The organism is Haloferula sp., from assembly GCF_049672945.1.
In the GTDB taxonomy this organism is placed as follows: Bacteria; Verrucomicrobiota; Verrucomicrobiia; order Verrucomicrobiales; family Akkermansiaceae; genus Haloferula.
In genome coordinates this window covers 1-11,841 of sequence record NZ_JBATWY010000238.1, presented here as the reverse complement: position 1 = coordinate 11,841, position 11,841 = coordinate 1, and the positions used below count along the sequence as shown (strand labels likewise).

Sequence of the window (11,841 nt, the reverse complement as noted above, 5' to 3'; positions counted from 1 at the left end):
GTGCGATAACCGGGGCCGTGCCCGTTCTCGTCCTCGATCCCGAGTTGCCGACTCAGGGCACCGGACCACTCATCCGAACCGACGTCGGGACCATGGCCTTGAGCATCCGTGATGGGATGGAGTTTCTCTGCCCAACGTGCCCACTCGTTCCATGCTTCGGGTGGGGGGCCTATCGAGCTTGGAGAGTCAGCATTTGAAAGCGGGCTGAAGACGCAAAGGAGAAGCGTCAGGGCAAGTCGGCGGGTTTTCATCACGCGCCATTGTCGCTTCCGATCAGAATTGTGACATCGAAATTTTTGGAAGTGCGTTCCGATCTTTGGGTGCCGGTTTCAAACCGGCGCTCCCAGCATCAATCGTCGTCGTCCTTCGCACCTTTCACGCGTACTTTGCCACGCATCTTGGCTTCGATGAAGTTGTCGATCTCGCCGTCCATGACGTTCTGGATGTTGCCGCTTTCCTCGCCGGTGCGGAGGTCGAGGACCTTCTGGTAGGGCTGGAAGACGTAGGAGCGGATCTGGCTCCCCCAACCGATCTCGCTCTTCTCGCCGTGGGCGGCTTCGGCGGCGGCGGCGCGTTTGTCTTCCTCGATCTGGAAGAGCTTGGCCTTGAGGATCTGGTAGGCGAGTTCCTTGTTGGCGCCTTGGGTCCGCGATGCGGTCGACTTGATCAGGATGCCAGAGGGGAGGTGGCGCAGCAAAACGCCGGTCTCGACCTTGTTGACGTTCTGACCACCCTTGCCGCCGGAGCGCATGGTGGTGATCTCGACATCCTTGTCGGCGATCTCAATCTCGATCTTATCGTTCACCTCGGGGGTGGCGTCGATCGATGCGAAGGAAGTGTGGCGTTTGCCTGCGGAGTCGAAGGGTGAGATGCGGACGAGGCGATGGACGCCGCGTTCGTTCTTGAGGAAACCGAAGGCGTTCTCGCCATTGATCTTGATGGTGGAGGATCGGAGTCCGGCGCCGTCGCCGTCTTCCCAGTCGAGTGTTTCGACGCTGAAGCCTTTGCTCTCCGCCCAGCGGGTATACATGCGGTGGAGCATTTGCGCCCAGTCGCAGGCCTCGGTGCCACCGGCTCCGGCCTGGATGGTGAGATAGCAGTTGGCCTCGTCGTTGGGTCGGTTGAGAAGGGTCAGCAGTTCGAAGGAGCTGATGTCCTTGTCGAGCTTGCTGGCACCAGCGACGGCTTCGGCAGCGAGGCCATCGTCATCGAACTCCTTGGCCATCTCGATCCCTGCGAGCACATCGTCGAGTTTGCTCTCGAGGCCTTGGAAGGTTTCGAGCTTCTTCTTCATCGAAGCAGCCTTGGTGTTCATGTCGCGGGCCCGTTCCTGATTGTCCCAGAAATCGGGCGCGCCCATGGCCTCCTCAATGGTGGCGATTTCGCGTTCGAGAGCAGGGACGTCAAAGATACCTCCCGAGCTGGGTCAGGCGCTTTTTGAGCGCGCCTGTGTCCAGCGTCGTGAGGTCGGCGGAATGGGGTTCGGACATGAGGAGGCGGAGAGAAAGGCAGGATGGCGGGGATTTCAAGGACGGAAGAGCGAGAACTTTCCATTCGGCTGGCCATGGGCAAGCTGATCGGCCAGCTTGGCCGGATGTATCTTTCGTGGTAAATGCATACCTATGAAAAAGCGGGTAACGATTACGCTGGATCCGGAGGTTCATCGGGCGGCGAAACGGCGTGCGAGTCGTGAAAAGACCAGCGTTTCTGGGCTGATCGAATCGCTACTCGGACGCTCGGCGGAAGGTAGCGGAGACACGGTGTCAAAGATGGTGGGAATGTGCGAGGTGCGTCCCGCCGAGAATGAACTCGGTGAAGCGCTTCATCGAAAATACCTCCGGAGTTGAAGGTTCTCATCGATACCGATGTGCTGCTTGATGTGGCGCTCTCGCGGGAGCTGCATCTTGAGGCGAGTGTGGGAGTGTTGCGTTGGGCTGAGGCCGAGGGTGGAGCTGCGGTCGCATGGCATTCGATCGCGAACTGCGGCGACTTGCTGAAAGGTGGACGCGAATTCGTTGAGAAGCTGTTAGGTTTTGTGGAAGTGGCAACGGTGTCCACGGCGGACGCGAAGCTGGCGCTCAAACTGCCGATGCGTGACTTCGAAGACGCCCTGCAAGCGGCTTCAGCGTTGGCCTGGTCAGCAGATTTTATCGTGACGAGGAATCTCCCCGATTATCGGAAATCGCCGGTGCCCGCAGTGACTCCGGCGGCTTTCCTGAAGCGGCATGCCGATTCTGGCAACCATTCGTAAAATTTGCGGTAAGTGCTGAATTCAGTCCGGCTCGAAATGCGCCTCAAGCTCTGCAAGGGTGAAATCGAGGTGGTCGTGATAGCCCCAGCCGACTCCTGAGGTGGAGAAGACCAGTTTTTCCAAGCGTGGGGCAACCAGCTCCCATGACTCAGGGCCCTCTTTGCGTACTCGATCCGCCAACTCGTCGATTGCCGAACAGAGGCTGTCGTAAAAGCGGGCGTCGATATCGCCGAAGGTGTTGGTAAACTCCGCGCCGGACTCCGAGTAAACGAGCAACAGTTCGATGGTGCCCTTTGCGTCGCCGCTTGCCTTGTGAAATTCACGAATCGCCTTGCGGGCATCGCCAAGCTTGAGCTTCGGCTCTCCTCGGGCAGGAAAGAACGGCTCGGTCACTCGCTTGCGATAGCTTTCAAAAGCAAGGCCGCCGCCGTCGCCCGCACTTGTCCGTGCCTGCAAGAAGTCGCGATTGGTTGGCGACGCATCGTGAAGGTCTTTGATCAGAGCGATCAAGGCATCGGGCTCCCAAGTCTTGAGCTGCTTGCGAACAGCCGTCCAAGTTGGTTTGCTTGTCTTACTCATCGTCTCAGAATTTTGCTCCGATCCACTCCCACCTCTTGTCTTTCACCATCACGAAGCCGGCTTTCCCTTCGCTCAGTTCTTCCCAAAGCTCACCACTTCCCCGTCTGCGCCCATGTCCGGAAGTGGACGAAGCGTTCGGGCTTCGTCCAGACTTCCTCGTCGTATTCATCACCGAGTTCTTCGAAAGTCGATTTGGCCAGTTCCTGATCGCGACCGAGGACGGCGTAGTAGGCGAGGCAGTTCTGGATGTGGATGGAATCCGGATATTTCTCCCTGAGGATGAGAAGTCCTTCGCGGGTGGTTTTCCAAGAAGCATCCGAGTCGCGGAAAACATCGGCGTAGTAGGTGGAGAGGCTCATGACGATGCGGGCGTATCCTTCGGCACCGAGGCCGTCCTTGCGTTTGGAAACCCGATCCGCGTAGGCTTCCCAATCCCCTTCCTCACCGAACCAGCGGGGAAGCAATGAGTAGGCACGCTTGTTGTCGATCGCCCAAAAGGTCGGGGCCTGTTTGCTTCCTTCGGCCGCAATTTGTTCGAAAGTCTCGACTGGCCATCCTTGTCCGAGCCCGACTGTTAGAGCAACGACATACCAGTAGGGATCGCTTTCCGAAAGTTGGGCCGCCTTGCCGAGGGTCTCGCCGGATTGTTCGAGTCGTTCGTGAAAGGCCTGCCACTGGGCGTCGCTGACGGTGTCGGCGTATCCGCTGCCGCGCGCGAGCCAGGCATACTCGGTCCAAAGGTCGGCGAGTCCGATGTGCGCGGCGAGCGAGTCAGGCTGCTGCTTGAGCCACTTCTCGTATTTCGCGAAGTCGGTAAGGTGACCGTCTTCGCCGGTATGAAATCGGTTCGAGAGACCTTCGTAGAACTGGAAGAGCTTTTCCGAGCCATTGCCGAAGACCGCTCTGGATTCGCGTAGCTCCTTGACCTGCTTGTCGAGTTCTTCGAAACGTTCCTCGTCGAAGGCACCGCGGACTTCCGCTTTGAAGACATGGATCTCCTTGTTGATGGGATCTCTGACGGTCTCGAGCCTGGTGGCGGCGAGACGTTCTGCGGCGTCGATGTGTTCGACCGGGCCTGCCTGGCCGGGGGTCGACGCAGTGGACGTGCTTCCTTCCTCCTTTTTGCAGGCGGAGGCGATGAGAATCAGGCTGAGGGCGAGGAAGTCGGAGAGCTTCATGAGATGAGTCCGTCTGTGACGACTCCCTCAGTTCTTACCATCGCGGGCTTGTTCGCAAGCCTGCAGATACGGATCGCCCCTGATTTTTGCAGACAGGATCACCCAAGGAAAATCTTGGCCAGAAGCAGGGTGCAGGCGGCAACGATCGCGATGGTAAAGGTCACGACGAGGCGGTCAAAGGAATCAACGAGCTTCATTAAGTGACAAATACGTCACATTCGGGCCCCGCTCAAGGCTTCGAATGTGACGATTTCATGGTTTGCGGTGACGTTTTGCCTGCAAGGGGGCAGTGATCCCGCTGGACCTCCAGCCGAGGACGCGCCTTGCAACTCAGGGGAAAAGCGCAATTTGACAGTACTCAAAATACCCCCTATGGGTATATCCATGAAGCGTGATGGGAAATCGAAGTCACCACTGACGAACCGGGTCAACCGGATCGTCGGGCAGGTGCAGGGGATTGGGCGGATGATTGAGGAGGATCGCGAGTGCCCGGAGGTTTTGAACACGATTTCGGCCGTGCATTCGGCGCTGCGGGCTTTGGAGGCGAAGCTTCTGGAAGACCATGTGCGGCATTGCGTGTGTGATGCTGCGGCGGATCCGAAGCAGCTTGAGACGAGGTTGGAGGAGATGATCACCCTTTACCGGAGGAGGCTGTCATGAGCGATTGCTGTGGAAAGAAGGAACCGGAACCCGAGGTGAAATCCTGCTGCGGAGGCAAGCAGGAGCAGAAGCCCGGGAGTTCATGCTGTGCTGTAACCCTGCTCGACTTGCTAGCCCGGCGAGCGAGATACGAGGAGGTCGCTGCTTTTCCGCGTGGGGCTTTTACCAGGGAAGTCTTGTAAGAGGCATTCTCATGTGAATACTTATCGGAGATGCGATGTTGTCTATTAGCCCTTCTGCTGCTTGGAAAAATGACTCAAGTTGGAAGCGGGGCACCGCTGGTTGAGCTAATTCCGTTTGAAGGATTTCCTGGCACGGAGATTACAGATCTCCAGACCTCGACTGAACCAGCGAATCATCTGTATGTCACAACGAAGTTCGGAAAAATTCTCTATATCAACCTGGATGACAATGAGCGGCGCCTCGTTTTAGATATTGGGGAAAACATGTTGCCGTTTGGTGAAGCGGGCCTCCTGGGTCTGGCTTTTGCTCCGGAAAGTAAGGATGTCTTCTATGTTTTTTATGTGGCGGAAACCGAAGTTGATTCCGCTCGCACCGTCAGGATCAGCCGCTTCGTGATTCACGAGGATGGATATGCCGATTTGGCTGCCGAGGAGGTCATCCTTGAATTGCCGACTGAAAGTTCCTCTCATTTCGGGGGTCAGATTCGATTTGGTCCTGATGGATATCTGTATATTTCCTCCGGAGACCACGGGAGAGCCTACAACATTGTCGAAAGGGCCCAGGATCTCGACAGTCTCTTCGGGAAGATACTCAGGATCGATCCAGAGGGTGCTGCTGATGGTGTTCCCTATTTGATTCCCCAAAGGAATCCTTTCAGAAATGGTCGGGGAGGGGCTCCCGAGGTTATTGCTTGGGGACTTAGAAACCCCTGGCGGTTCTCTTTCGAGCCTAGTTCGGGAGACCTCATTATCGGAGATGTTGGGGAGCAAGACTGGGAAGAACTCAACCGTCTGAAGGCATCCTCGATCTGGAAGGGTGTCAACTTCGGTTGGCCCTATCGCGAAGGACTATACGGGACGGACTGGGAGCCTCCAAGGGCAACGAGCTTTGAGGATCCCTTCTACAGTTTTGACAATGGATCATCGGTGATCGGGGGAGTATTCACGAGTTCGGCACGATTTGGAGCGGGGGCGTATTTTTTTGGCGACTACAGCCGCGGCTTGTTTGTTCGAGATGCTGGGGGCGAGGTGACCAATTTAGTAAGGCAGGAAGGAATCACATGTATCGGCGAAAGTAAGGGAGGAGAGCTCTTTTGCGGGATCAGGTCGGGCCTGATTGTTCGGGTGGATCCGGTAGACTCTATCGGTGCGATCACTCTCGATCCAACTGGCGGAGTTTTCAGCGAGTACGTAAGAGTGCGTGCGTTGAGGCCGAACGAGAGGGTCTCGGCGAGATATACCCTCGATGGTTCCGATCCGACGGAAAGCAGCCCGCTGTTTCCTTCCAGTAGTTTCACCTTTCTAATAGACGAGCCGTCGGAGCTCCGAATCCGTGGTTTTCATGAAGGAATGGAACCGGGTCCAGTAACTTCTGAATTGTATCGACTGCAGAGTCCGCAGCCGGCCTTTGAACGGAAGACCCTCTACAGCGAACCGATACAGCGGGTGGAGATTCGTGGCCCCGCCGAGGACGTGATACTTCGATATTCGACCGACGGATCCGAGGTGACAGAGGAGAGTAGCGTGTTTGAACAAGGCACGGAGCTGTTGCTGCATGCACCCTTTGCCATTAGGGCAAAGAGCTATCGTATGGGTTGGGAGCCGTCAAAAGAGAGTACGTCGGTCTTCGATAATCGAGAGGTGGATCCACCTAGGATAGCAGATACGCCGACGATCTCTGGAGTCGTGGATCAGGATGTTAGATCGTTTCGGCCGGGGCATCCGTTTAGACTCTCGAGCACTACCGAGGGGGCGGTAATCCGATATGCAGCTACCGGAGAGGATGTGTATGAGTTTTCGCCCATTTACGAGGGGGCTTCGTTTTTCATTCCTGAAGGTTCGATTTACCGAGTCCGGGCGTTCCATCCCGAAACGTTTCGAAGTAAACTCTTATCCCTGAAACCAGACTACGAGATTCCCTCGAGGGGACTGAAGTCTCTTGTTTCCATCACCGATCTTGGGATGCGAGATGGCAGTCTTACACTGACACCGGACGGAGGCTATATAGCGTATGGTGGGTTTCAGACGATCTTGCTTCGAGATGAGCAAAGGGTTGAGCTCGACTGGAGCTATCTCAGTAGGATCGAGTGGCAGGGTGGTTCAGCGATTGGGCTGGATCATGGCAAGCTCTGGAGGATGACTGGACAAAACTATCAAGAGTCTCAGGAAGTCCATCCAGGTAATCTTAAGGATTTCTGTGTTGATCATGACGGAAACATTGCCGTTGCCGATGGAGAATGGCCTTGGGATGTGAGACTATGGGATGGACTGAGAGAGGAGAGTATTGGCAGCCAAGGTTATTCACATACGAGATCGATTGTTGAATGGGGTGGTGACTTCTACGCGCTCTATTCAGAGCGTCCTTTCATTCGAAAATTGACGGGAGATCGCGTCGTTTCTTTTCCGGTGGAAGAGGATCTGCAGGGTGCCTCGTCCATCGAGACCGACTCGATAGGAAACCTATACATAGCCGGAAATAGATCAGCTCCTCGAATTATCAAAGTAAGCCCCGCTGGCGATGTTCTTTCCTTGTTAGCAGTTGGCAATGGTGTCGAGGAGCAGGAGTGGCTATCACCGAGTGGGAGATTTGATGTGGACGAGAACGGCTGCGTCTACTGGATTTCTGAGTGGCAAATCTGGAAATTTGAGCCCGAGGACTGGGACAACGATTGGATTCCGGATGCGCTGGAACGCGAAATCGGTGGATCCTTGGTCGTGGGTATTGATGACCGGAATGTGGACTCAAATGAGAATGGCTATTCCAATGCCTTTGAGGCTCTCGGAGGCGGATCACGAGGCGGATTTGTGAAGAACCTGAATGGTGACGGTGAATCATTGGTCGTTGGTTTTCCCGTTCCTTCTGGCCAGGAATGCCAGCTTGAGTTCTCCGATGATCTGGGAAACTGGCATCCTCTTGGTAAGGTGTTTGTCCCGGTTCTGAATGATGTGGTGCGAGTGGTGTATCGATTTGAGCATTTGAAGGCCCGGTCGTTCCGAGTTCGATGGGATGAAGGTGGATAGTCGGTGGGTGTTAGACCGAGTTAGTTGCGATTCAGGCAAAAGTCCCCGAGAGTTGACCGGATGAGCGATTGCTGTGGGAATAAGGAGCCGGAACCTGAGAAGCACTCATGCTGCGGCGAAGACGAGAAACTGTCTGGTAGGAATCCCTCGGCGGTCGGATCGGCTTTGGGCGTCGACTTTGAACCACTTCCCAGCATACCGAAGACGCGGAGTTCTGCCTCAAGCTCGCCATGTTGCGCCCCGGTTTCGGATACCGAGGATTCTCCCGGGGATTGCAAATCCCCGCTCCCTGAAGAGGAGTCGTGCTGTGGGAGTGGGAAAAACCGGATCGACTGGCTGCTTTGGATTTCGATGGCACTGGTGGTGGCCGGGATTGTGGGACACTTCGTCGGGGTGGGGCCGTCGTGGTGGCTGACCTTTTCGCATGGCAACTACGAACTGATGTCAAAGGCGTGGTGGGGAATTCTGTTAGGCATCGTGGCTGTGGGCGTCATCGGTCAGGTGCCGAAGGAGCTGGTGACGAGTTTGCTCGGTCGTGGTGGCACGATGAAAGGCATCCTGCGCGCGACCTTTGCCGGCACCTTGCTGGACTTGTGCAATCACGGCATCCTGATGGTCGGGATGCAGCTCTACAAGAAAGGGGCCTCGCTCGGGCAGACGATCGCGTTCCTCGTTTCGAGTCCGTGGAATTCGCTGTCGCTGACACTGATCCTGATCGGTCTGATTGGCTGGAAATGGACGCTGGCCTTTGTGGGTCTCTCGATGGTCATCGGCATCATCAGCGGCAGGGTGGCGGACCTTTTGGTGAAGCGTGGGGTGTTGCCGGCGAACCCGAATCATTGCGAGTTGCCGGAGGACTACCAGGTCGGTCCGGCAATCAGGGAGGCATGGCAGCACGTCAAGCCGAGTGGGGTGAACGTGAAACGTATTGCGAAGGATGGCTTGAGCGAATCGACGATGATCCTGCGCTGGATCTTCCTTGGGATCGTGATGGCGGGAGCGATCCGTGCCTTCGTGCCGGATGATATTTTCTCGCAGTTCTTCGGACCGAGCATGCTGGGGCTGTTGCTGACCTTGCTCGCCGCGACGGTGATCGAGGTTTGTTCGGAAGGATCGAGTCCGATTGCCGCTGATCTGCTGACACGTGCCGGTGCACCGGGCAATGCCTTCACTTTCCTGATGGCCGGTGCGGCGACGGACTACACCGAGATCATGGTCTTGCGGGAGACCACGAAGTCGTGGAAGGCGACCTTCACCCTGCCTTTGCTGACGACTCCGCAGGTGCTGGTGATCGCTTGGCTATTGAACCATTAGGGAACTTTTGGAAAGAATTACCAGGATCATGGTAGATCCACTTCAACGCGGACGAAGCGACGCGAGGTTGAGCCGATTGCGACAGGATCGGTGAGCCGGCAACGTTCCCGCTCGGCGTCGATGGCGCCGATGATCTCGACGTTGGCTCCGGTGTTTTTCCATCCACCGCTCAGGTAGCTGGATGCCTGGAGTCTGAACACCAGATCCGTCCCGATCTTCCGATCGAATTCGAAAATGTAGTGTTTTTCCCCGCCCACGGTGACGATGCGTGCTTCAGGAGCGCCTTCGCGTGAACGGATGGCCAGATCCATGCCACAAGCGAATTCGATGATGCGGGGCACACCGTCACCATCGTCGTCGACATCGGGACCGGAAATGGCGGGGTCGAGCCGCTCGGCCGGAGTGAAATGATCGATGACCCAACGCTCATAGTCAGTGACAATCCGGAACGAGGCCGAAACCGTGGACCATGGACCGTAACCGAAACGGCTGTCGCGGGCGCGGATGCGCCAGAGCCAGCCACCGGCGCGGATCGACTCGATGCCGGGCAACTGTTCGAGCGGGAGTCCCACGAGGTGTCCGGCGCCGTCCGGGACACCACTCACGGTGATGCCTTCCACGCTGACGAGTGGCGAGCTGAAGTCACCGTCGTTGTCGATTTCAAGATGGTAGTCGAGAATCGAGTCGCCGGGATCCGGGTCTTGGGTGGTGCGCCAGATCAGCAGTTCGGTGAGGCTGTAGAGGGTGCCGCCATTGAGCGGGGTGACGGGCTCCACCAGGTTCGGTGGATTGTTGATCTCGTTCACGGCGAAGCTGGCGACTGACGACCAAGGGCTGAGGTCATCGCCGTCATCGGCGCGGCACCGCCACCAGTAGAAGGCGTTGTCGGGCAGGTTGACGTCCACTTTCCACGAGGTGGTGGCGCTTCCCGATGCCACGGAGGGGACTTGGGCGACGAGTTGGGTGAGCAATTCGTCGGTGTAGACCTCGAAGCGGTAGGTCAGCGGGTCACTCTGCGGATCGATCGCATTCCGAACGGTCAGGGTGGGCCGGAGTTGCGTGACGATGTTCTGATCGATCGGGGTGAAGGGAGTTGGAGCCCCCGGGGGTTCCTCACCGATACCAATGTTGTCGATGAAGATGTCGGAAGCAGGCTGGCTGCTGCACAAGGTGACGAAACGCAGTCGGATCTTCTGGCCGATCCAGGTGGTCAGGGAAGCCTGCATGAATTCCCAATCGGGCTGGTTGTAGCCGGTGTTCCGGTTGAGCGTGGCGATTTCCGGCCAGTTGATGCCGCCATCGGTCGAGACTTGAACGCGGAAGTACGAGTAGTTTGCCAGATTACCGCGGAGGAAGAAGCTGAGCTTCGGATCGACGGCACTTGTTAGATCGAGCTCATGGGCGAGCGTCAATAGCTGCTGACCATCGGGTGCGTATCGGCCTTCCGGAGTGTCGAGCAGGCACCCTGCACCATCTTTCGGATTGTCACCTACGATGGCCCAGCGGCTCGCAAGCCAGAGGTCGGATGCGGATTCGAAGTCATCCCAGACGGGATAGATCGGCGTGCTGATGTTTTCCTCGATGCTCAAGTCGTCGATCGTCCAGCCGTCGGCGACATTTCCATCGGTGCCGCGGCGGAAGCGGATGAAGAGGCGCTCTGCATTCTTCCATTTGGACAGGTCGATGGCCTGTTGGTGCCACTCGGAACGAATGCCTGTGACCCCATAGAGGAAGTCGCCCCAGCTGTTGCCATCGGTCGAAAACTCAATCCGCCCCCACGAACCCCCGGCGAAGTCGTGCTTGTCCCAGAAGCGGAGGACGGGCCAATCCATGCCGGAGAGATTCACGGCGAAGCGGGCGTGGGTGTCGGTGGATGCCAGATAGTCACCGGTGGAATCAACCAGAGCGGCACCACCGCCACGGCCGACGCCATTGAGGATTTGCCAATCCCCGGTGGTGGTCCAGCCAGCGAGGTCCGTTTCAAAGTCCTCTGCCAAGGGGATCGGTAGTCCCAGCGTCGTGGCGGTCATGAGGCCGGATGGGCTGTAGGTGTCCCGGTCATCGACCACGAAGACCTTGTAATAGTAGGTCGTGCGGGTATCGAGTCCTTGATCGACGAAGCTGCCCGTCGTCACCTCGTTGATCTCGGCAATCAACGTCGAATCCGGGGTGACGGTCGTGTTCGAACTACGATAGATCGCGTAATTAGAGAAGGAGGGCAGGGTTGAAGGTGTCCAGTTGAGTCGTAAGGTGGTGGCTTCGATTTGGTCCACAGGCAGGGCAAGGACCGGAGTGGGCATTTCATCGATGGTGAGCTTGTCGAGATGGATGAGGGCGTTGGGGTAGCTTGAGGCGCTGGTGTGGAAGCGCAGTCTGACGGTCTTGCCGGCGAGACTGGAGAGGTCGGCTTGGAGGCGTTCGTAGTTCGGGGAATTGTAGCCGTTGTTACGGTTGACGGTGTTGAGCTCGGTCCATGAGACGCCGTTGTTGATCGAGTAATGGAGTCGGGAATAGCCGTAGTTGCTGAGTTCACCGCGGATCCAGAAGGTGGCCTGGACCTTTGATCCGGGAGCGAGGACGAGCGCTTGGTCGAGGACCATGTTGTGTTCGGAATCGGCGACCATGCGCAGGCCATCGATGCTGCGGGCGGAGTTGG

At 57.2% G+C, this 11,841-nt stretch carries 9 protein-coding genes and 1 pseudogene; 5 read left to right on the top strand and 5 right to left on the bottom strand.

Going from position 1 to position 11,841, the window contains the following annotated elements:
- Window positions 1-251, bottom strand: a pseudogene (locus WBG04_RS20905) (hypothetical protein); the annotation flags it as partial.
- Window positions 252-349: 98 nt separating this feature from the next.
- A protein-coding gene (prfB, locus tag WBG04_RS20900; RefSeq protein WP_424316670.1) for a peptide chain release factor 2 occupies window positions 350-1,490 on the bottom strand; the annotation gives its coding sequence in 2 pieces (ribosomal slippage) (window positions 350-1,411 and window positions 1,413-1,490; 1,140 coding nt in all).
- A gap of 132 nt (window positions 1,491-1,622) precedes the next feature.
- Between prfB and WBG04_RS20895 the strand changes: the two genes are divergently transcribed.
- On the top strand, window positions 1,623-1,847 hold the full coding sequence (locus tag WBG04_RS20895) for a DUF6364 family protein (RefSeq protein WP_424316669.1): 225 nt from the start codon (window positions 1,623-1,625) through the stop codon (window positions 1,845-1,847).
- Entirely contained in the window at window positions 1,844-2,251 is a 408-nt protein-coding gene (locus WBG04_RS20890) for a type II toxin-antitoxin system VapC family toxin (protein ID WP_424316668.1), read from the top strand. The genes WBG04_RS20895 and WBG04_RS20890 overlap by 4 nt, the downstream gene beginning before the upstream one ends.
- Window positions 2,252-2,272: 21 nt before the next feature.
- Here WBG04_RS20890 and WBG04_RS20885 read toward each other — a convergent pair whose 3' ends face one another.
- Both WBG04_RS20885 and WBG04_RS20880 read right to left on the bottom strand, forming a co-directional pair.
- Window positions 2,273-2,830 carry a hypothetical protein gene (locus tag WBG04_RS20885; RefSeq protein WP_424316667.1) on the bottom strand — a complete coding sequence of 186 codons (558 nt, stop codon included), beginning with the start codon at window positions 2,828-2,830 and terminating at the stop codon, window positions 2,273-2,275.
- A gap of 89 nt (window positions 2,831-2,919) precedes the next feature.
- Window positions 2,920-4,008, bottom strand: coding sequence for a DUF4034 domain-containing protein (locus WBG04_RS20880; RefSeq protein ID WP_424316666.1), 1,089 nt, complete (start codon window positions 4,006-4,008; stop codon window positions 2,920-2,922).
- A 384-nt stretch (window positions 4,009-4,392) separates the two neighbouring features.
- Between WBG04_RS20880 and WBG04_RS20875 the strand changes: the two genes are divergently transcribed.
- The 3 genes from WBG04_RS20875 (at window position 4,393) to WBG04_RS20865 (ending at window position 9,185) form a co-directional block, all read left to right on the top strand.
- A complete protein-coding gene (locus WBG04_RS20875; RefSeq protein WP_424316665.1) occupies window positions 4,393-4,668 on the top strand; it encodes a metal-sensitive transcriptional regulator in 276 nt (91 codons plus the stop codon).
- Between the two features lie 251 nt (window positions 4,669-4,919).
- On the top strand, window positions 4,920-7,871 hold the full coding sequence (locus WBG04_RS20870) for a PQQ-dependent sugar dehydrogenase (protein ID WP_424316664.1): 2,952 nt from the start codon (window positions 4,920-4,922) through the stop codon (window positions 7,869-7,871).
- Window positions 7,872-7,931: 60 nt separating this feature from the next.
- Window positions 7,932-9,185: a permease gene (locus WBG04_RS20865; RefSeq protein ID WP_424316663.1), complete on the top strand. Its 1,254-nt coding sequence runs from the start codon at window positions 7,932-7,934 to the stop codon at window positions 9,183-9,185.
- Window positions 9,186-9,211: 26 nt separating this feature from the next.
- Here the strand turns inward: WBG04_RS20865 and WBG04_RS20860 are convergent.
- The coding region (locus WBG04_RS20860) for a hypothetical protein (RefSeq protein WP_424316662.1) at window positions 9,212-11,841 on the bottom strand (2,630 nt) is incomplete at its 5' end.

What these genes read in the sequence shown, in the direction of transcription:
- WBG04_RS20885 (WP_424316667.1), bottom strand. Translation starts at nt 2,830, where the DNA reads ATGAGTAAGACAAGCAAACCAACTTGGACGGCTGTTCGCAAGCAGCTC.
- WBG04_RS20865 (WP_424316663.1), top strand. Translation starts at nt 7,932, where the DNA reads ATGAGCGATTGCTGTGGGAATAAGGAGCCGGAACCTGAGAAGCACTCA.
- WBG04_RS20895 (WP_424316669.1), top strand. Translation starts at nt 1,623, where the DNA reads ATGAAAAAGCGGGTAACGATTACGCTGGATCCGGAGGTTCATCGGGCG.
- WBG04_RS20875 (WP_424316665.1), top strand. Translation starts at nt 4,393, where the DNA reads ATGAAGCGTGATGGGAAATCGAAGTCACCACTGACGAACCGGGTCAAC.
- WBG04_RS20870 (WP_424316664.1), top strand. Translation starts at nt 4,920, where the DNA reads ATGACTCAAGTTGGAAGCGGGGCACCGCTGGTTGAGCTAATTCCGTTT.
- WBG04_RS20880 (WP_424316666.1), bottom strand. Translation starts at nt 4,008, where the DNA reads ATGAAGCTCTCCGACTTCCTCGCCCTCAGCCTGATTCTCATCGCCTCC.